The sequence below is a fragment of the Candidatus Hydrogenedentota bacterium genome (assembly GCA_019695095.1).
Lineage (GTDB): Bacteria > Hydrogenedentota > Hydrogenedentia > Hydrogenedentales > SLHB01 > JAIBAQ01.
Genome location: JAIBAQ010000104.1, coordinates 1 through 20,737, shown reverse-complemented (window position 1 = coordinate 20,737; position 20,737 = coordinate 1). Strand labels below are relative to the sequence as shown.

Sequence of the window (20,737 nt, the reverse complement as noted above, 5' to 3'; positions counted from 1 at the left end):
TGGACTATTTTACATGGGCCGGCTCATTGACTTCATTCTCGACGTGATGTGTCTGAGCTGGATTTCTATACGCGGGAGGAACGTCATCCACTATATCCGTGCAAAGCCAACGGAATTTGCCCTCCATAAAGGCGTTGCCCACCTTCGTGAAGGTACGGTTGTGGTTGCTTTTTACCGCGCGGAAGTTGTTTTCGATTCTCACACGAGCATTCTTGCAGTACAAGTCCGCCAAATCCTGCGCGCCCTGGTTGTTCGGATCTTTCGCCAGTTGCGCTTCCGCATACGCCAGCGTCGATGCCATCGTGAAAAGGTCCACACCGACTTCGACGAAACTCGCCAACAGAAGCTGTTCGTACTCGAGCTTCGGTCCGAACTTCGCCATCGTGTGGAATATACGCCGCGCGAGTTTCTTGCAGTTGCTTGCCACGAAGGACAAGTGCGCCTGATTCGCGGGCGACAGGTGCTTCACATTGAAATTGGAGCTTGCCGGCATCCACTGCTTCGGATACCACGACATATAGAACTTCACGGCCTTCATGATGAGAGCGGCCTTGCTCTCTTTCTGGCCGGGCTTCGGTTTCATGATCGGCATCGCAAGCTTGAAGTGCGTATCCAGCGCCTCGCGCGCCATGATCAAGTGCATGATCTCGCTGGAACCTTCGAAAATACGGCCCACGCGCGAATCGCGCAGCATCTGTTCCACATTGACCGGCACTTCGCCGCGGTCGTACAACGAACGCGCCGTCTCGAATCCGCGACCGCCGCGCACCTGCACGTACTCGTCCAGCAAGCGCCACGTAACTTCGGTGCAGAAGTATTTCGCAATGGCCGCTTCCAAGCGGATGTCCGCGTTCTCGCGGTCCGCGAACGCACATGCGAGCCACACCACGCTTTCCATGGCGAAGGTGTCCGCGGCCATGTTCGCGATCTTGCGCGCAATCGCCTGGTGTTTCCCGATCGGCACGCCCCACTGCACGCGCTCGTTTACCCACTTTTCCGCCGTCTGTACGCAGCGCTTGCACGCACCCGCCGACGCGGCCGGGATTCCGAGACGTCCGGTGTTCAATGTAGCCAGCGCGATCTTGAGGCCTTCGCCCGGCTTGCCGATCATGTTCTCTTTCGGTACTTTCACGTTCTCAAAGCGCAGGAGCCCGTTGGAGAGTCCCTTCAGTCCCATGAACGAGCAGCGCTTTTCGACGCTGAATCCGGGCATGGTCCTTTCGACGATAAAGGTGGAAATCTGCGGACGTTCTTTGCCGTTTACGATCTTGGGCGGCGTCTGCGCCATCACAACCAAAATTTCCGCATCGGGACCGTTGGTGCACCACAGTTTCTCACCATTAAGCAGGTAGTACGACCCGTCTTCAGACGGTGTAGCCGTCGTGGTCATCTTTGCGGGGTCTGAACCAACATCGGGTTCCGTCAGGGCGAATGCGGATATCTCTCCTCGTGCCACCCGCGGCAGGAACTTCTTCTTTTGTTCCTCGGTGCCGTACATCTTCAGCGGTTGCGGCACGCCAATACTCTGGTGCGCGGAGACCCACGTCGTCGTACTCTGGCAATAGCTGCCAATCACCGAAAGCACGCGGCTGTAGTTGGTCTGCGACAACCCCAGTCCGCCGTATTCCTTGGCGATCTTCATTCCGAAAATGCCGATTTCGGCGAGCGCCTTCAACGACTCCTTCGGGTACACGCCTGTACGGTCAATCTCGATCGGATCTACCGCCCGTTCGAGCACTTCTCGCACCTTGGCGATGTACTCGTCCCCAATACGCTTATCCTCATCGTCCTGAAGAGGATATGGATGCATCAAATCCCATCGGAAGTTCCCGCGGAACAATTCCGCCGTGAAACTGGGAAACTTCCACTCTTCTTGCCGGGCCTCTTCGGCCAAGTCCATTGCCTTCTGCTTATCTTTGTTTTCCAGCGTTGCCATGGTGAGATCCCCGGTTCTGTCAAATGGGAAACAGCCCGTAAACAGCCTCTTACAGCACCTTACCTACAGGTAGATAGGTTCTTATTATAGGGCAATCGCTCCCCCTTGTCCACAGATTTCAAACCCAAAATCGCCAATAATTTCCCCAAAAAAATGCAGTGAAATGCCGCGGCAGCTACTACTTACGCCACCCATCACTTCAAGTATTATTCCTGGCCCAACCAACCTGCCACTTCAATGAAACGACGCCCCCAAACTCGGTCCAGGGGCGTCGTAGATCCCTAACTTCTGTATCGAAAGCTACTTAACAATTGGAGTCAATACGATGTTGCGATAGCTCATCGATGTGTGGTCGCCTTGAAGGTAGATCGGACCCGGCTTGAACTCGTCCGACGTCAACGCGCCACCGGTGCATCCCAGCAACGGCTGGTTGTCGATGATTGTCTTACCATTCAGGATAACCGTCACGTGCCGGTCGCACAGGGTGATGTCGTACGTCTGCCACTCGCCGGCAGGCTTCTCGGCGGCTTCGGACGGAGTAATCCGGCTGTAGATCCCGCCCATGTTGTGCGGGTCCAGCGGCTTGCCAAACGTATCCGCAACCTGGACTTCGTAGATGCCGCGCAAGTAGATACCGCTGTTGCCGCCTGCTGGCACGTTCACTTCCAACTTCAGATTGAAGTCTTCGAACTCCTTTTCCGTTCGAAGATTGCCGTACGGCTTGTGGGGCTTGCCCTCTTCCTGTTTGGCGTCGTTGACGAGCAGGCCGTCTTCCGCGCGCCACCCATTGATCTGTCCTTCGGATGTGAGCGTCCAACCCTTCAAGTTCTTCCCGTTAAACAGCTTGATCGGCTTCCCGAACTTCACCTTGGACACGTCCGGCGCGGCAGGCACAGGCGGAATTCGCTTACCGGTGAATTCGCTCTTCTTGATGCCGTTTCCGCCGCGATCCGGCTCAAATAACTCCAGCTTCATGTCGTCACCGGATACGGTCGCGCGGATCATATCGGTGAAACGCTGCGTATCGATGACCTTACCGGCCGCGTCCTTGCGTTCCACGTCGCTGACTCGAGTCACTACCAGCGAGTCACCGTCCATGAACACGCTGTCTACCGGCACAACACTGCCGCCGCCCCATAAGATGCTTCCATCCAGAAACCCCTGCTCGTTCGTGATTCCCAACCAGCCGGCTCCGCCGCCGGGTATCACGAGCGCCCAGTGCCCCAGGAAGGTATTGGCGTCCGCCGCCTGCGCTCCCGGCGCAAATCCCAACACCAACCCAACCATCACCATTAATCCTACAAGCATACGCGTCCGGTACATGACTTTCGCTCCTTTCGTGCGTTGCGCAAAAGCATACTCCACATCCCCGCGCCGTTCACCTACGAAACTCCACCTTGGTTCAAGCGCACAGCAGCCCTGTCTACGCCTGCCTTTACGCGCGCACTGCAGTTCGCCCAATTGCGCCTTGTTTTGCAATCGGTGTAGACTGGCACAACTTCGGGAAAATGGTTCAATCGCGATTCCCGCGCACATGCGTCTCACGCGTGGCGGGTCGCATTCGGGGAGGTCAGAACATGAAAACTCGTATGGTCATCTTTGCTGCCGTGTGCTCGCTGATTGTTGCCGCGTGCAGCCCATCCGCGCCCGCGCCGCAGACTCCCGAAGCGCCTGGGCAGCCGCAGTCGGCGTCGGCCCCGGCAGCCCCTCCTGCTCCGCCTGCTGCACCTGAAAAGGTCAAAGTCGCGTTCGTGACCAACAACGCTTCCGACTTCTGGAAAATTGCCGAAGCCGGCACCAAGAAGGCCGCCGAAGAGCTTGGTTGCGAGGTCCTCTTCCGCATACCCGCGACCGGTAGCGCGCAGGAACAGCAGCAGATTATGGAAGACCTCATTGTAAAGGGAGTCTCGGGCATCGCGATCAGCCCCAACGATCCCGCGAATTGGACAGATACCCTTAATGAGTTCGCGTCGAAGGTGAACCTGATTACGCAAGATTCTGACGCGCCCCAAAGCAATCGTGCCTGCTACATCGGCACCAACAACTACGATGCGGGCGTCGCGGCGGGTGAACTCCTCAAGAAAGTCCTTCCGAATGGCGGCAAGATCATGATGTTTGTCGGCAAGCTCGACGCGCAGAACGCCCAGGATCGCAAACGCGGTATCGAGGACACCATCAAAGACACCGGCATCACGGTTATCGACACACTCACCGACGAAACGGATCGGGCCAAGGCCATGTCCAACGCGCAGGATACGATTGTGAAATACCCCGACGTTGCGTGTCTCGTCGGCCTTTGGAGCTATAACGGACCTGCACTGCTGAACGCCGTTCGCGATTCTGGCAAGGAAGGTCAGGTCAAGATTGTGTGCTTCGATGAGGAAGAAGCGACCTTGCTCGGTGTGTCGCAGAAGGCCATCGAGGGCACGATTGTGCAGCAGCCTTTCGAGTTCGGTTACCAGAGCGTGAAGCTGATGAACCAGTTGGCCAAGGGCGACCGCTCCGGCATCCCCGAGAGCAAGCAGATTTTCGTGCCGGTGAAGACCATCACGGCGGAGAATGTGGAGGAATTCCGCGCCACGCTCAGCCAGCAGATTGGCCGATAAGTGAGAAAAGCACTCGGTCTTGCGGCACTGCTGGCGACTCTTGTTGTATTGACCTCCGCTTGGGAGTACTTTCGCGACGGAACACTGAGTCTATTGAGCGCGGAGAATATCCGTAATCAACTTACGTGGGTTGGCCTGTTCGGAATTCTCAGCCTCGGGCAGTCGCTTGTCATTATTACCGGCGGCATCGATCTGTCCGTCGGTAGCGTTGTTGCCCTGGTAGGCTGCTCCCTCGCCATGCTGCTCGACAGCGGTAAAGGCATGGACCCTGCCCTCGCCATTCCCATCGTCCTGGGATTGTCGGTCCTTATCGGAGTCTGGCACGGTTTTCTCGTTTCCAAAGTCCGCCTGCAACCATTCATTGTGACTCTCTGCGGTCTGTTCCTGTATCGCGGAGCCGCCCGTTTCATGACCGGCGACCGCAGCCAAGGCTTTGGCGGGGCCTATGCGGGCTTACGCGAGCTAGGAAAAGGGTTCGTCTTTGAAAACATCCCCATTCCTTTCCTGTTTCTCATAGGCTTGGCCATCCTTGTTGGGGCCTTTCTCCACCTTTCACCGCAAGGACGACACTTGTTCGCCCTGGGGGCAAACGAAGAGAGTGCCCGCTTCAGCGGCGTGAATACGGACCGCCTTAAGATGGCGGCTTACGTCCTCTGCAGCCTGCTCTCGGGTTGGGCCGCGATCCTGCTGGCGTTCAAGGTGCCTTCCATCGGTTCCAGCGACTTTGGCAATTTTTACGAACTGTACGCGATAGCGGGCGCGGTCCTCGGCGGATGCAGCCTGCGAGGCGGCTCGGGACATATCCTCGGAATCGCCATCGGCGCGTCCCTGATCGTCCTGCTGCGGAATATCGTCGTTATCTTGGGCATTCCAAGCCAAATGGAGTATGTTGTTATCGGCAGCGCAATCTTGATCGGCGTCGGTCTCGATGAGGTGTTTTCCCGAAAAAGGCAAATCCGAACGCGCACGAGCTAACACGCGATGACAAAAGCAAATCACTCCGACCGCGACAAGGAACCCATGCTCTACGAGTATTCCGGCTATCTGAAGACAATTCTTAAGGCGCCCGATCCCGCGGTACGCGATAGCCTTGACCACATCGAGTTCTCGGGAGACGACCTCGCGCACTGGACCACCCGAGACATCGCTTCGGATCGTGAGTGGAAACGCATCCCAGTGCATCGCGCGCGCACCGACGAAGGAGTCCGTCTCGTAGGACGTTTCGAAGACGTGCGCAAAATGGATACGATCCCATCCGACGAGCCCAGCTTCTGGGTCCCCCTTGGTTCGCTGGGGTGGTCAGATTCGCGCCTTCCCATCGATACCACGCGGCTGCCTGTTGCGGAAATCACGTATCGTTGTACCAGTGAAAACGCCCACCCTTCATGGGTGTGGACCTATCCCGGCGGTATCCACATCGATGCGCTGCCGCGTTCGCCACAGTGGAAGACACTGGCGATGCTGATTCCTCACGGCGGATTTCCGGCCGTCCTCGAGCAAGTGATCTTGCGTCTCTACTCCACCACGCGCACCACGGAGTCGTTCGAGATTGCTTCCGTTCGGTTCCGCGCCCTATCAAAAGCGGAGCAGAAGGCGTACAAGAAGGACCAGGAAGTCCTCGGCGCTGAGGCAACTCCCAAGCATTACCCCGTGCTCGACAGCTTTCTCCCGCTGGGCGTCTGCCTCAACATGGACACCGTTCGGCGTAACGCGGAACTGCTCAGCATCTCGCTTTCGGAGTATTGGTCGCTCACCCTTGAGGACGTCGTCACTCATCACCACAACACCCTGCTCATCGAGAGTATCGCGGGCGTAACGCCCCACGAGTGGCGCGAACTCATGAATTATGCCGAGCAATTTGGCGTAAAGCTGGTCCTCGTGTATGACTTCCCCCTCGGCGATGACGTCCTGCTCCTTCAGGACGCCGTGGATACCTTGATCAAACCGTTTGCGAACTCCCCGGCCATCCTGAGTTGGATGCTGCGGCGCGAGCCGCCCGAAGACGATTTCCAGCATATGCTGCGCGCGAAAGCGCTGGTTGAAAAGGCGGATCCGAATCATCCAGTCAGCATCATCACTCGCCAGCCGAGCAATTTCCCCCTGTACGCGCCGCATTTCTCCGCAGCCGGAATCAGCAATTTCTCTTCCCACACGCCGTGGGAAATCGGTCACATCGTGGGTACGCATTACGCGCTGTGCCCCGGTCAGCAGTTCTGGATGATGGGTCCATCGTTTATTTACGCCACGGACACGCCGGAATGGAGCACCTGCCCCGAATTGCGGCTAATGATTAACCTGGCGTTTGCCCACGGTGCGCGCGGATGGTTCAATTACACGTACCACAACGACCCAATCTGGATACTTGGCAGTATTCAGCGGTCGCTCACTGGGCCATTCCTGACCTTCAGCGATCTCTGGCTGGAACTCGATCGCAACATGGAGCGGCTCAATGCCCTTGCGCCAATGTTGCTGGCCGCAAAGCCTGCGCCCATGCCCAAAGACTGGTACGCCGCAAGCGTGCCTTCTCAGGATTACGTGCAGCTTCCGGAAGGTGTCGATCCCGCAAGCTATTTCAGGCTCAAAGGCGCTGATTTCAATCTCTATTTTGTGGTGTCGAATGACGTGCGCGGCATGTCGGGCCTGCACATCGATGTCCCCGAGCACGCCTTGCGCGGCCGCGAAATCTTCGATATCACCGACTTTCTCGCCAATCGCACGTGGGAAGCCATGTACCGCAGGCGACATCTCGAAATGTTTCCGGGGCAAGCCCGCGCGCTGCTCGTCGCCGAACCCAAATCTGCCCGGTTCTGGCGCGACCGCATGGCCGAACGTCTCATCGAAGACGACCGGCGTCAGCTCTTCTTCAACTTAAGCCTGGCGCGCACCTATAGCCTGAACATCGAGCCTATCGAATATCTCTCCGAGAATCTCAGCGAAGATCCCATGCATGCGTTGGCCGCGATGGACAAGGCGCGAGACATGTTGATCGATCTTGTCTACACCACGTCAGCCATTCGCGATACCCGAAGCAAAATCATCGAAGCTAGCGCGGGCATCTGTGGTTGCGACGGCGTGCTTTGCCGCCTCATTAGCCGCGGCAAAGTCGATCTGGCAAAAGAATGGGGCATCAAAGTCATCCCACTTGCGCGCGAGCTAACCCACATCCGGCTGGAGTTGCGTCGTGGCCGAGGACAAGAAGTGCTTCGAATCTGCGAAGACCTTACCACGCGCGTGCTTCACCTGCTCGCGGAAATTCGCGCCCTGGCCTGATCGATTCCCTGACTCGTTTCGCACGATACGATTCGTCCAAACAGGTGGAATTCGAACATCGCGGCGATCAGAACGTCTCCACCTTCGTTCCTTCTTCTGTCACCTTCGTTGATTCCATAGACGACTTCAAATCGGGCAGATCGTAGAATGCAAGCGCATTGTGGACCGTATTCATCAACTGCTGCTTGGCATTTGGCGTGCGCACCACTTCCGACCAAGAGGGAATCCCGTTACGAAGCGTTAACGAAGCGAACAACCCGTCCTGCAATGCCGCCGCATGAAGCGCCGGCACCGTTGCTCCGCCTACAGCCACCAGGTTCACCGGGCCGTCTTCCGGAGCCTGCACCGCGCAATAGCGTACACACGCGTAAATGTCTTCCGCCCACATCCCCACGAGCGAACGCCGCAGTTGATAGGCGCGAAAATAGTCTGGCCAGCCCTTGCCAATGAGTTCGCCCCAATCCTTTGACTTCTCGACCGCTTGAGTTTCTCCTATTCCACGAAGATCGACCGCCAACACCGCGTTTCCTTCGCGAACCAGCGTCGCGATAGGCCCATCGGGCTGCGCGTCGGCTGCCTTGCCTTCGCCGTTGCAGTAAATGACCCAGCCCTTTGCGGCGCCGCTCGGACGGAACACCAGCGCGGGCAGGACAATCCCGTCTTCGGGCTTCAACAGCACTCTGTCTATCGATGCACCATCGACCTTCAGCGGCCCCGCCTCAGTGATGGCCGGCGATGCTATCTCCTCGTATCGTTTCGCGACGATAAGTTCACGGACTCTGCTAATTGCGTCAGCCTTCGGTGTGGCCTTCCAGAATCCCTCGCGTTGCGCCGCCAGTCTGGACTCGCGTTCCATGTTCACATCGAACAACGAGCGCGCGCCTTCCATCCACATCACCTGGCCTTCCGGCGAACACTGGATCTGCTCGGGAGTCAACACCGCAAAGTCCGGTTCCGTGATGACCGTATCGACTCCCTTCAGCCAGCGCGACATCCACCGCAGAATTGCTTCGCGTTGCGGTTTCGCGAGCCCGTGCTCGCCGGGGGCTTCCATCAAGTCCATCCGTTCCGGGAAACCCAATTGCGTGTAGACCCGTTTCGCTTCTCGGAACGAGGTCCACGTGCCCGTGATGTCGAAGAAATCGCCAGTCGCCGTACACAACAGCGTCGGCCGTGGCGCGCGCATGATCGCGAAATCCGCGTGCTCCAACCCTTGCGCAACCTGCCCGTACATATCCTGCTCCGCATCCTGAGGTCCTTGTGTCGCCCACAGCCGTTCAAAGGACGTGATGTAGCAGCTCGGAGCGGCGCACGCAACGCGCTCGTCCATCGCCATAATGTAACTGGTCAGTGTTCCGCCACCGGAGTTTCCAGTGCAACCAATCTTGTCCTTGATGATGTCGTCGCGGCTCTGCAAAAAGTCGATTGCGCGCATTCCATCCCAAATGAAGTACATGGCCGTGCTCGTGCCGGTCAGGATCGCGCCCGTGCCCACAAGGGTGTGGTGTATGGTCGTGCCGTAGCGGGGCTTCTTGTCGTCTCTGAAGAAGTAATACCGCTCGCCCTGCCCCTCTGGGTCGTAAATAAATGCAGCCATGCCGTTCTTCGCCAACTGAATCGACAGGCGTTGATAGGCCTCACTCCCTTTCCCGTCAACGCTGTGTCCACATGGCACGATAACACCAGGAAACGGCGCGGTGACACCCACCGGAAGAAACAACACGCCCGTAACGTAGACGCCAGGCATCGTCTCGATGATGTACTTTTCGTAGCGGTAGCCGTCTCCCTCGCCTTCGCCCGTCTTGCGAGAATTCAACGGAGTGCGCTCCGGCCAGCCGCCCAAGGTCTGCGTGTAGAAATCCTTCGCGGCCTGCTGATGTGCCGCAATGCTCTCCTGCGTGGCGATCGTCTGGGCAAATCCCGCCCGGCGTTTGTCGAAGACCTGTGCCGCCTTCCCGTCCAGGTACCGGGACATCATCTGCGAAGCAGGCTGTCCGTCGATGGTGACGTCCAGGACGTCGAGCTCACCCGCTTGAGCTACGAACCCGCACACACACAGCAACGCCAACAACCGCATGACCATCCCCTTTCGATCCCCGTGTAGTCTCTCCGTTAGCGCGAAGAGTATGAGGCATTATACTCACACCCTCGCCAAGTGTCGCGGCCATTTGCGGGAAATGTCCAACCAGAAGTGCATGTGTCTCCATGATTCAACTTTGCGAAGCGCAGGGGTATTACGAGTGCCATTGGGCGAATGCTATCGCCATGCTTCCTGAAAGCAAGACAACGCCTGCACTGACGGCGGGCGCGTATTTTGACACCCATGTCAATCGACTGTTCTTGCCCAATGCGTTCACACTGATGACGACGGCCACGCCTATCCCGACGAGCGCCAGCGCAAGTCCAATGCTGAATCCCAATACCGTGAGCATTCCCATCGCAGCCTTGCCGATGCTTAGCGCGAGCAACATCACCGTCACCGATGCCGGACACGGAATCATACCGCCGGCAGCCCCAAACGCCAGTATTTGGAGTATTCCCGGACGTTCGCCGCGTTTTGCGTACTCCGGCAATGTCGCCGCATGCGCGCGCGCGTGCTCGTCTTCATCCATGTCGTCATGGTCGTGGTGATGATTAGCATGGCCGTGGTGGTGATGATGCTGGTGGTGATGATTAGCATGGCCGTGGTGGTCGTGGTGGTGATGACCGTGGTGTCCGTGATCATGGTCATGGTCATGGCTGTGGCAATCACCGTCGTTATCGGCCCTTGCGCAATCCACCTGCCCGCGGTTCTTCAACCTGCGAGGCCACCGTTTCCACAACATCCAGGCGCCCAGCACGATCACGATTGCTCCGCTGCCCACCTGCAACCAATACATGGCGCGATCGGCAAACGCTTCGCGGCCCACCCAAAGCGCCAGCGCCGCCAGCGCAATCACCACAATACTGTGAGTTCCGGCCACCGAGATCCCAAGCAATACGGCATCGCGCTTCGTGCCTTTGATCCCTATCAGGTAGGCTGCTGTCAGTGTTTTTGCATGACCGGGTTCCAGCGCATGCAGCGCCCCCAGCAGCAATGCTGTCGGGAAATACACCAACGTCAACGCGGATTCCATGATCTTTTCTCCATTGTCTGTTGCGCGCCGTTCATGGCCACGCGACCTGTGCTCGGGTCTTGTTCGATGACTTAACCCGCGGGAGATCCCCACAGCCATGAATCACTTCAAATACGATCGGATAACGTCGAGCAATTGATCCGTAGCCTGCTCCTGCTCGGCAGTTAGCTTTTTGCCCGGTGCGTGCACGTGAAACCGCAAGTGACCCTCTACGATCTCGTACATCAGCCCGTTGATGGCCCCGCGGCAGGCGGCCAGCGTCTGCAGCACGTCGTAGCACTCCTGCTCGTTTTCGAGCGCCTTCGCAATCGCGTCGACCTGACCGCGAATGCGGCGGACTCTATTCAGCAACTTCTTTTTGTATTGCACCGTGTGCGACATACAGCCGTACTCCTTCTAAATACTGTAGGGGAGTATAGTATTTTGCGAACACATTCGCAACCCGCCTCGGCCCACCCACCCGGTCACCTTCAAAACGCCAGCCAGGTTCCCGTTCGCACCTGCTTCCGCTTTCCATGTATAGTCTTTCCAACCAACAGGAGTAGTCCGATGCAGCACCGATCCGGCGTCATTTCTCGAAGGACATTCTTGGGAAGCATGATTCTCGCAGCGGGCGCATCCGCTGGTTGCGCTACCGCCGCAGGTTCGAATCGGAAGCGTTCAAAGCTCATCGGCTACACCCGCTATCGCACCAACCTTCCTACGCGATTCGCCAATCAAATCACGATGCGCGCTCACGTGGTCGGAATCGACGGATCTTCCCCGCGCCCGATTGCAGAGTCGTTAACGGCAGAGCCCAACTCATGGACGCAGTTTGCAGGCTGGACCCCCGATGGCCGCCAAGCCGTCATCGGCCGCGGCTGGGAGACTCCGGAGAATGCCGCTTGGGAAGAAGAGAACAAGACCTTCCGGATGACCCAAGACTGGCTCTATGACACGTACTTTCTCGACATGACTTCAGGCAATCTAGTCAATCTGACCGCGGTCGAGCGCGTGTCAAACTACAACGCCGGTATCATCTTTGTGCCGGACGACAACAACACGCTGGGCTTTACCGCGCTCATCAACGGCATTTCGCATCCTTTTCTTATGGACCGTGACGGCCGCAACAAGCGCGATGTCTCTCAGGGTAAGGATGGCTTCTCATACGGCTTCAGCGCCTCTCCCGACGGGCGTTTCATCGCTTACCACAAGGATTACCAAGTTTACGTCGCAAACAAGGACGGTTCCGAGCCTAAACAGATCGACACCGGGAATCCCTTCAATTTCTGTCCCCTGTGGTCTCCGAGCGGCGAATGGCTCATGTTTGTTTCCGGCGAGCACTACAATTGCCACCCAACCATTGTGCATCCGGACGGAACAGGCTTGCGTAAGCTCGCCGACCGCGGCGGATACGAAGGTGTCACCCCAGTCATCGACGTCTTCGATTTTCACGGCGGCAGCAGCGACGTCCCGGTGTGGTCCATCGATGGCGCGTCCATTTATTACACTGCGCGCGTGAACGACGCCATCGAACTCATGCGTGTTTCGGTTGACGGGCGTATCGAGCAACTCACCCGCAGCAAACCCGGCGTGGCGCATTACCATCCAAAACCATCGCCAGACGGCAAATACTTGGCATTTGGATCTAACGAAAGCGGCCCACGCCGCCTCTATGTGTCCGATCTCGATGCTGCGGAGCCGCAGCCTATTACGCCTCGCGAGGAAGGATTCGGAGCCATGTGGCTCCACTGGCAGCCCTGAGTTCCGCTCCAGCGTCGAGCGCATCACCAGCCGAGCGATCGGACGCGGCCGCGCTAGGCTCTTCTCTGGTTTGGGGCGGCGATTAACGGTCCGTTCTTTCTTGATCGATTAGGTCCCTTCGATCGCTTTGGTCCTTTCTCTTCCCCTCACCCTCCCAAACAAGGTAGAATGTCCGCTTGTTACGATCACGCAAGGAGTCTCCCATGGCCTCTTCCAAAGGGCTCGCTATTGTCCTCGTGGAGAACATCTACGAGAATCTCGAGTTGCACTATCCGCGCCTGCGTCTGCAAGAAGCAGGGTATGACGTAAAGGTGGTCGGTCCCACAAAAGGCGAGACCTACGGTTCGAAAGAGGGCTATCCTGCGGTTGCCGACCTGGCATTCGATGAAGTCAATCCGCAGCATGTCCGAATCCTGGTCGTGCCTGGCGGGTTCGCGCCCGACAAGCTTCGACGCTATCCGGCCTGTCTCAGACTTGTCTCTGAGGCATGGAATGCAGGCGCTATTGTCGGTTCTATTTGTCATGCAGGCTGGGTGCCCATCAGCGCGCGCATCGTAAAGGGCAAGCGCATGACCAGCGTTAATGCCATCAAAGACGACTTGGAAAATGCCGGGGCCATTTGGGTCGACGAACCGTGTGTTACCGATGGACGCATGGTGTCTGCTCAAGTTCCCAAGGACTTGCCTGCCTTTATGAGCGCCATTCTTGAATTAGGGGAAACGCCATGACCGCCGAAGATCTCTGGAGAGAAAACCTCGACCTTGCCATGGCGTGCTTCGATCACCCGTTTGTGCAGGGTATCGCATCCGGCGCCTTGCCTCCGCAGCGTTTCGCTCGCTATATGGAGCAAGACGCGTATTTCCTCGATGCATTTGCCCGAGCCTACGCACTCGCGCTTGCCAAGAGCCCGGACCGCGAAGGCTTTTTTGTGTTGAAGGATCTGATGGACGGCGTGCTGGAGGAACTGAAGCTGCACCAGGAGATTGCGCAACGCCACGATCTCAACCTTGAGCCGCGACCCGACCCTGCGACCCTTGCGTATACCGATTTCCTAATGGGTGTCGCGGGCATCTCTCCCATCGGCGAGATTATCGCCGCCGTGACTCCGTGTATGCGCCTTTACGCGTGGCTCGGGCAAGAACTTGCCCGGCAACTTGCTCACGACAGTCCGTACCGCGATTGGGTCATTACGTATAGTGGCGCCGAATTCGAATCGCTGGCCCGTCGCGTGGAGGACCTGCTGGATCGCTACGCCGTGCGCACCGAGCGCGTTCGAAGCAACTACCGCCGAGCCATGGAATTGGAACTGAGTTTTTTTGACGCCGCCTGGCACAAGTAGCCGGCGGACTCCAGGGGATTCCCTATTCGCCCAGCGGTACGCGCGAGATTTGTCCCGTGAAACTTCGCACCAAAGTTACTCTTGTCATCGTGATCGTATTTGCAGTGAGCGCTGTCATCTTGGCAAGCCTGCAAGTGTGGTGGGTCGACACGCTTCTGATCCGTCAGACCAATGAACGCATGGCTCTTAACATCCGTTCCGCATGGCAGGTGCTTGACGACCAGAAACGATTGCTCGCCACGATCGCCGCTTTCCTCGTTGATACGAAGACCGTCGCTGATTGGCGCGAAACCGGCCCGGAGGCCCTTCACAAGCGCCTGACCGAGCAGAAGATGCGATGGGGCCTCGATATCCTCGCCCTGCTCCAGCCCGACGGCACCGTATACGTCCGGAGTCTCTCCACGGAGGTTGGGGACAAGCTTGGCGGCCAACCCCTTGCAGATGCCCTATCCGGCAAACGACCGACCACAGGCTTCCTGCACTTCGACAGCGCAGCCGTCGCTCGGGAAGGAGTCGCGTGGGTCCAGCGATGCACCTTGCCCGATCACGACGGCTCCGGTCTTGTGCTTTTTGCGGTCCAGCCTATTGTGGAACAGAAGGGCGGCGACCCGACGGCCTATGTCTTTGCGGGCATCCTGCTCAACCGCGCGGAAGCGCTTATCGACGAAATCCACCAGAATATCTTCTCCGAAAAGACATACAACGGCCGCTCCGTGGGGACAGTCACCATCTTCCTCGGTCCTACGCGCATATCGACGACGGTCCGGCTCAGTGATGACCGGCGCGCCCTCGGCACGAAAGTGTCGGAAGAGGTCAAAGAGCAAGTTCTCGACAAGGGGCAGCCATGGACCGGGCCCGCAAAGGTTATCGACGAATCCTACCTTTCCTGCTATGAACCCATACGCGATCCGGTTGGCGGCGTCATCGGAATGCTGTACGTGGGGGAACTCGAACAGATCTACCGTGACATTGAATCCGAGACGGTGATCACCATCGTTGCCGTCGTATTCGCGGTCATGGCCCTCGCCCTCTTCGTCAGTTACGTCGGGGAGCGTGGGGTGTTGCGACAGGTTGTCGCGCTTGACAGAGCCACGCAGCAATTCGCAAGAGGCGATCTGACGGCACGCGCCGAAATCAGGAGCAGCGACGAAATCGGCGCGCTTGCTGAGTCCTTCAATGCGATGGCCGAACAGATCGAAAACGACCACACGCGCCTGATGTCGCAGAAACTAGCCACCGACACCGCAAACAAGAACTACCTCGATATGCTCGGCTTCGTCACGCACGAACTCCGAAGCACGATTAGCGCAGCACTCTTCAACGCCGCGTTGCTCAAAGACGGTTCGTACGGCGAATTGACCCCGGATCTGAAGGAAGGCATCGACAGTATCGACGCTAGCCTTGCCTATCTCCTCGAAATCACCGGCAATTACCTCCAACTCTCGCGTATCGAGCGCGGTGACCTTGTGGTCGTCAAATCCAAAGTCCCCCTGCTCAAATCCGTCATACAACCGACTCTCGACCACTACGACCGCCTCCTTTCAGACCGTGGCATGCGCGTCGAAGTCAATGTCCCCTCCGAATTCACCCTGGAAGGCGACGTAAATCTCCTCCGAATGGTCTACGACAACCTGGTCGGTAATGCCATCAAGTACGGCAAGACGGGAGGGCGCATCGTCCTCGACGCTCGTGTCGAAGGAAGCCACGTTGTACTTGCGGTGTGGAATGAAGGTAAAGGCATCCCAAAGGCTCTGTTGCCCGTCCTTTTCCAGAAGTTCCAGCGTCACGATGTTGACGAAACCACTGGGCGCAAAGGCACCGGCCTCGGCCTCTTCATCGTGAAACAAATTGTTACCCGCCACGGCGGTATCATCACGGTCGACTCCAAGGAAGGCGTCGACGTCCGCTTCGCGATTTCGCTCCCGAGTTGACTGCCGCGCCCTTTCTTCGCCACACTTACCGCTCTATGCTTAAACTATCTGAAGAGAAGCGGCTCGAAATCGCGGTATGCCTTGCGCTCGTCGCCGGCACGCTTATCGTCTTTGGACAAGTCGCCAACTTCCAGTTTCTCAATTACGATGACGATGCCTATATCACGGCCAACCCCGTCGTGCTCCAAGGCCCGACTTGGAATGGCATCAAGACCATTTTCACACAGCCTCAAAACTCCGGCTGGAACCCCCTTACGACCATCACCCACATGCTGGACGTCAAGATATTTGGTCTCAATCCACGTTTCCACCATCTCATCAATGTCTTCTTCCACTGCGCCAACGTTGCATTGGTCTTTCTCATATTACGTAAAACCACCAATGGCGTCCTGCAGAGCGCCGCTGTCGCCGCGCTGTTCGCCATTCATCCTTTGCATGTGGAACCCGTCGCCTGGATCTCCAGCCGCAAGGACGTCCTCAGCACTCATTTCTTCCTGATGACCCTGCGCTTCTACATCGACTACGCGGAACGCGCGCGCAAACGCGACTACGCGCTCGCCGTCTGGCATTTCGCTTGCGCCCTCATGGCAAAACCCATGGTCGTAACCCTGCCATTCGTTCTCCTTCTTCTTGATTATTGGCCCCTGCGCCGCACGCGCGCCCTTCCAGGCGACAGCGCAATGGAAGTGCGCTCAACGCGACGCTTAATCGTGGAGAAGATTCCCTTCTTTATCCTGACCATCGCCGGGTGTGCCGTCACCTACTGGGCACAGAGTTCCGGCGGGGCTGTGCGGGACATGCAGGAATTCACATGGACACAACGCATTTCCAATAGCATCGTTTCTTACGCAATGTATCTTGTCAAGACTGTCTGGCCGACCAATCTCGCGCCCTTCTACCCCCATCCCGGCGCATACCCCATCACCTGGATTGTCGCCTCTGCCGCTCTGCTGCTCGTCATCACGATCGTTGTGTACGTACGCCGAAATTCAGCTCCCTACCTCGTTACGGGCTGGCTCTGGTTCGTCGGCACGCTTGTCCCTGTAATCGGAATCATTCAGATAGGAAGTTTCGCGCGCGCTGACCGTTACACGTACTTGCCTCACATCGGTCTATTCATCGCAATCGTGTGGGCGGTTGACGCACTCGCGAAACGCACCAGCCCGAAATTGCGCGTGCCGGCGCTGTCCGCGGTGTCTGCGGTCGTCTTTGTCCCCTTTTTGGCGATCAGTTTCGTCCAAACCATGCATTGGCAAAACACGATTTCCCTCTGGGAACATACGCTGAAAGTGACGACAAACAACGCGGTCGCTCACAATAACCTCGGCGTGGCCTATCTGCGGCGCGCTCCGACATGGCCCGAACCTGAACGCCGCAACCAGGACTTGACATCAGCCATCGAGAATCTTGAGGCCGCGGTTAGGATCACGCCTTCCTATGTCGACGCGCTCAATAATCTCGGAGTTGCCATGGACAATGCGGGGCAGCGCGATAAGGCGCGCCAGCGTTTCCTTGAAGCCGTCGCCATAGATCCCAACTTTGGCGACGCGTATGTCAATCTCGGCAACCTGGCCGCCGCAGCAAACGACTTCGAAGCCGCGATCCAGGAATATGACAAGGCGATCTCCGTAAATCCCGGCGACGGACGCGCCTACTTCAACAAAGGGCTTGCACTTGAGCGACTCAGCAGAGTATCCGAATCTGCCGAGATGTTTTCGCAAGCCTCAATCCGCATGCCTGGGAACGCTGTCGCCCACGCGAAGCTGGCCTCACAGCTAATCGCCATCGGACTGATGGAACGCGCCATGCAAGAGTCGCAACGCGCCATCGAGTGCGACCCCAATTATTTTGAGGGGTACTACAACCTAGGGCTCATTTACATGTACATGAATCGGCAGGAGGATGCCATTGCCGAGTTTCAGAAGTCCGTTGACCGGTACCCCGACCACATGCTCTCGCATGCGACCATGGCGGGCCTTCTGATGAATCTGAATCGGCGCGAGGAGGCCGCAAAGCACTTTGAAGAAACCCTGCGTATCAACCCCAATCACGTAGCTGCGCAGCGGTATCTTCAAATGCTCAAGCGTCCCGGACGCGTAAAGAAACCGTCTCAACCTTCGTCGCCCCAGACCACTCCCACTCCCGTACCGCAGCCTGCGCCTCAGCCCTAATCGGCACGAGTCCGTATATCTTGTTTAAACGGCGCGTCCCGTTCACTACCGCCAGGAGTCCGTTGTATTCAAACAAACATGCGGTATAATTGTGCCGTTCGCTCTCCGCTGTACTCGGCGCACAGGGACACACCGCGCCTCCGCTTTCCTTATGAGGGGTATTGGCTTCGCTTGAAGCGCCAATACGGAGTTCTCTGTCCATGCCCGTTTGCCCAGCCTTTGACACCACCGCTGTATCTCTTCATAGATGCGTGAAGCCCTTCTGGTGGTTCATCTTCGCAATCACGGCAGCCGCCTTTGACCTTTCCGTTGCTAGCGCGACCACCCTTTATGTCGCTACCAACGGCAACGACGCGTGGTCTGGCACGTTGCCCGAACCAAACATCTCTGGCACCGACGGCCCCCTCGCGACACTCACCGGCGCACGCGATGCCCTTCGCGTCTTGCGCGGACTGGGTGCGCTCACCACCCCAACGGACGTCCTCATCCGCGGCGGCGAGTATGTGTTGTCTTCTCCCGTCGTGTTTGCGCCACAAGACAGCGGCACCGCTTCCGCTCCGATCGCGTTCGCGGCCTATCCGAATGAGACGCCCGTCTTCACGGGCGGCGTGCCTGTCACCGGCTGGGTGCAATCCGGCTCCGTGTGGACGGCCAATGCCCCCAATGCATGGGGCGGCACGTGGGACTTCACCGCGCTTTGGGTCGACGGCAAACGCGCGACACCTGCGCGCACGCCGAACTCCGCCCATGATGCGGGCGACTACCCGACCGATAACGACTTCTATTTCGAGGCAGGTCAATTCACCGACGACGACGGATTCGGCAACCAAGTCCCCAGCAAGATTCGCTTTCAATACCGTCCCGGAGACCTTCAGAACTGGCCTTCGCTCAGCGATGCGCACGTCGTTGTGTTTCACGCATGGGCCACGTCGCTGCTACGCGTCAGCGCCCTGGACGAGGCAAACCATATCGTGACGTTCACGGGGCCTTCGGCGTGGCCATTTGGCCAGTGGCGCTCGGACCAGTGGTATTACGTCGAACACCTGCGCGAGGCCCTCGACACACCCGGCGAATGGCACGTCAACCGCGCCACCGGCCTCGTCACGTACATGCCCCGCGACGGCGAAAACATGGCTACGGCGAAAGTTGTCGCCCCCGTTGCGCAACAACTACTTCTATTGCAGGGCAATCCCGCCACCGGACAGTTCGTCTCTTACCTCACGTTTCGCGGCCTTGCGTTTCGCCACACCAACTTGCCGATACCTGCTGCGGGATTCACCGACGGTCAGGCGGCTGCATCTACCAATGCCGCTATTGAAGCGACTGGCGCGCGCAATTGCATTATCGACCGCTGCGAAATCATGCACACGGGCAATAACGCCATTTGGTGGCGAAGAGGTTCTCAAGACAACGCGCTTTCGCACAGTGAACTCTACGATCTCGGCGCGGGCGCTGTGCGTATCGGCGAGACGACCACTCCTCCTACCTCCAACGAAGAGACGCTGCGCAATGTAATCGACAACAACTACATTCACGACGGCGGCCGCATTCTGCGATCCGGTGTCGGCGTGTGGATTGGACGCGCCTCCTACAACACCGTATCTCACAACGAAATCTCCGACTTTCGCTACACCGGTGTATCCGTCGGATGGCTCTGGGGCTACGCCTCGTCCACCGCGAACAACAACATCATCGAATACAACCATATCCACGAAATCGGCAAACGCCAGCTAAACGATATCGGCGGCGTTTACACACTCGGCGTGTCTCCGGGCACCGTCGTCCGCAACAACCGTATCCACGAAGTCTTCTCCAACCCCAAACTCTACGGAGGCTGGGGCCTCTACACCGACGAAGGCACGACCGGGGTCCTCTTCGAAAACAACGTTGTCTACAACACCGAAACGGGCGCCTTCCATCAGCACTACGGACAGAACAACATCGTCCGCAACAACGTTCTTGCTTTCTCCACCAATGCTCAAGTCATGCGAACCCTCAACGAGTCCGGCCATTCCTTCAACTTCGACCACAATATTGTCTATTTCAATAACGGCGAACTCCTCGGTGGCAACTGGGCCGATGACCATTTCGCTTTTGACTACAACCTGTATTGGGACGCCTCAGGCCGCCCCCTCGACTTCGCCGGACGCACATGGGCGCAATGGCAAGCGGCAGGCATGGATCTCCACTCGATCAACGCGAATCCTCAATTCACCGATCCCGACGCCGCCGATTTTTCGCTCGCTACGGGCAGTCCCGCCCTTGCGATGGGCATTACATCCATTGACACCTCGGCCATTGGGCTTTATGGCGAACAAGAATGGATCGAGAAACCCCTTGGCATCGTTCGTCCTCCCTTCGAACCGCCTGACCTCTCCAAAATCAACGAAGACTTCGAGACGACCGCCCTCGACAGTGTTGCCCTCAATGCGGGCACCCACGGCGAAACCGACGGCGCCTACGTCCGTGTCACGGATGAACTGGCCCACTCCGGCGCCCGTTGCTTGAAGTTTGTCGACGTTCCCGGCCTCCCGCAGACATTCTATCCATACGTCGACTACACGCCCATCGCCACCGACGGCATCGCCCACGGGAGCGTCGCCGTCCGCTTCAGTCCCGGCGCGT

General features: G+C 57.9%; 14 protein-coding genes. 9 read left to right on the top strand and 5 right to left on the bottom strand.

The genetic code is table 11. The annotated features are described in order from the left end of the window. Positions 1–4: 4 nt before the first annotated feature. Together K1Y02_16570 and K1Y02_16565 are read right to left on the bottom strand one after the other, a co-directional pair. The gene (locus tag K1Y02_16570; GenBank protein MBX7257976.1) at positions 5–1,936 is read right to left on the bottom strand and encodes an acyl-CoA dehydrogenase family protein; all 1,932 of its coding nucleotides are present in this window, start codon (positions 1,934–1,936) and stop codon (positions 5–7) included. A gap of 300 nt (positions 1,937–2,236) precedes the next feature. Further along, positions 2,237–3,244: a DUF1080 domain-containing protein gene (locus K1Y02_16565; protein ID MBX7257975.1), complete on the bottom strand. Its 1,008-nt coding sequence runs from the start codon at positions 3,242–3,244 to the stop codon at positions 2,237–2,239. Between the two features lie 281 nt (positions 3,245–3,525). Here K1Y02_16565 and K1Y02_16560 point away from each other — a divergent pair, with 281 nt between their 5' ends. From K1Y02_16560 to K1Y02_16550, 3 genes are read left to right on the top strand one after another with little or no spacing between them, the layout of a single operon-like run. Then, complete coding sequence (locus tag K1Y02_16560) at positions 3,526–4,542, top strand: sugar-binding protein (protein MBX7257974.1); 1,017 nt, start codon at positions 3,526–3,528, stop codon at positions 4,540–4,542. Beyond that, positions 4,543–5,517, top strand: coding sequence for an ABC transporter permease (locus K1Y02_16555; protein MBX7257973.1), 975 nt, complete (start codon positions 4,543–4,545; stop codon positions 5,515–5,517). Between the two features lie 6 nt (positions 5,518–5,523). Beyond that, positions 5,524–7,812: a hypothetical protein gene (locus K1Y02_16550; GenBank protein ID MBX7257972.1), complete on the top strand. Its 2,289-nt coding sequence runs from the start codon at positions 5,524–5,526 to the stop codon at positions 7,810–7,812. A gap of 67 nt (positions 7,813–7,879) precedes the next feature. Here K1Y02_16550 and K1Y02_16545 read toward each other — a convergent pair whose 3' ends face one another. The 3 genes from K1Y02_16545 to K1Y02_16535 all read right to left on the bottom strand — a co-directional run bounded on the left by K1Y02_16545 (position 7,880) and on the right by K1Y02_16535 (position 11,309). Next, positions 7,880–9,889, bottom strand: a complete 2,010-nt coding sequence (locus K1Y02_16545; GenBank protein ID MBX7257971.1) for an acetylxylan esterase — start codon at positions 9,887–9,889, stop codon at positions 7,880–7,882. Positions 9,890–10,046: 157 nt separating this feature from the next. Continuing rightward, on the bottom strand, positions 10,047–10,928 hold the full coding sequence (locus tag K1Y02_16540) for a sulfite exporter TauE/SafE family protein (GenBank protein ID MBX7257970.1): 882 nt from the start codon (positions 10,926–10,928) through the stop codon (positions 10,047–10,049). A gap of 102 nt (positions 10,929–11,030) precedes the next feature. Next, positions 11,031–11,309 carry a metal/formaldehyde-sensitive transcriptional repressor gene (locus K1Y02_16535; GenBank protein ID MBX7257969.1) on the bottom strand — a complete coding sequence of 93 codons (279 nt, stop codon included), beginning with the start codon at positions 11,307–11,309 and terminating at the stop codon, positions 11,031–11,033. A gap of 168 nt (positions 11,310–11,477) precedes the next feature. Between K1Y02_16535 and K1Y02_16530 the strand changes: the two genes are divergently transcribed. From K1Y02_16530 to K1Y02_16505, 6 genes are all read left to right on the top strand, one after another. Then, a complete protein-coding gene (locus K1Y02_16530; GenBank protein MBX7257968.1) occupies positions 11,478–12,671 on the top strand; it encodes a hypothetical protein in 1,194 nt (397 codons plus the stop codon). 203 nt (positions 12,672–12,874) lie between these two features. Continuing rightward, positions 12,875–13,399 carry a type 1 glutamine amidotransferase gene (locus K1Y02_16525; protein MBX7257967.1) on the top strand — a complete coding sequence of 175 codons (525 nt, stop codon included), beginning with the start codon at positions 12,875–12,877 and terminating at the stop codon, positions 13,397–13,399. Continuing rightward, complete coding sequence (locus K1Y02_16520) at positions 13,396–14,010, top strand: TenA family protein (protein ID MBX7257966.1); 615 nt, start codon at positions 13,396–13,398, stop codon at positions 14,008–14,010. Before K1Y02_16525 ends, K1Y02_16520 begins: the two co-directional genes overlap by 4 nt. Positions 14,011–14,066: 56 nt before the next feature. After that, on the top strand, positions 14,067–15,941 hold the full coding sequence (locus K1Y02_16515) for a cache domain-containing protein (protein MBX7257965.1): 1,875 nt from the start codon (positions 14,067–14,069) through the stop codon (positions 15,939–15,941). A 35-nt stretch (positions 15,942–15,976) separates the two neighbouring features. Further along, positions 15,977–18,112, top strand: coding sequence for a tetratricopeptide repeat protein (locus K1Y02_16510; GenBank protein ID MBX7257964.1), 2,136 nt, complete (start codon positions 15,977–15,979; stop codon positions 18,110–18,112). A gap of 200 nt (positions 18,113–18,312) precedes the next feature. Further along, the coding region (locus tag K1Y02_16505) for a right-handed parallel beta-helix repeat-containing protein (GenBank protein MBX7257963.1) at positions 18,313–20,737 on the top strand (2,425 nt) is incomplete at its 3' end.

Bases quoted from the DNA above. Each gene is read 5' to 3' on its own strand.
- K1Y02_16560 (MBX7257974.1), top strand. From the start codon at position 3,526: ATGGTCATCTTTGCTGCCGTGTGCTCGCTGATTGTTGCCGCGTGCAGC.
- K1Y02_16535 (MBX7257969.1), bottom strand. From the start codon at position 11,309: ATGTCGCACACGGTGCAATACAAAAAGAAGTTGCTGAATAGAGTCCGC.
- K1Y02_16540 (MBX7257970.1), bottom strand. From the start codon at position 10,928: ATGGAATCCGCGTTGACGTTGGTGTATTTCCCGACAGCATTGCTGCTG.
- K1Y02_16570 (MBX7257976.1), bottom strand. From the start codon at position 1,936: ATGGCAACGCTGGAAAACAAAGATAAGCAGAAGGCAATGGACTTGGCC.
- K1Y02_16520 (MBX7257966.1), top strand. From the start codon at position 13,396: ATGACCGCCGAAGATCTCTGGAGAGAAAACCTCGACCTTGCCATGGCG.
- K1Y02_16550 (MBX7257972.1), top strand. From the start codon at position 5,524: ATGACAAAAGCAAATCACTCCGACCGCGACAAGGAACCCATGCTCTAC.
- K1Y02_16525 (MBX7257967.1), top strand. From the start codon at position 12,875: ATGGCCTCTTCCAAAGGGCTCGCTATTGTCCTCGTGGAGAACATCTAC.
- K1Y02_16510 (MBX7257964.1), top strand. From the start codon at position 15,977: ATGCTTAAACTATCTGAAGAGAAGCGGCTCGAAATCGCGGTATGCCTT.
- K1Y02_16530 (MBX7257968.1), top strand. From the start codon at position 11,478: ATGCAGCACCGATCCGGCGTCATTTCTCGAAGGACATTCTTGGGAAGC.
- K1Y02_16565 (MBX7257975.1), bottom strand. From the start codon at position 3,244: ATGCTTGTAGGATTAATGGTGATGGTTGGGTTGGTGTTGGGATTTGCG.
- K1Y02_16545 (MBX7257971.1), bottom strand. From the start codon at position 9,889: ATGCGGTTGTTGGCGTTGCTGTGTGTGTGCGGGTTCGTAGCTCAAGCG.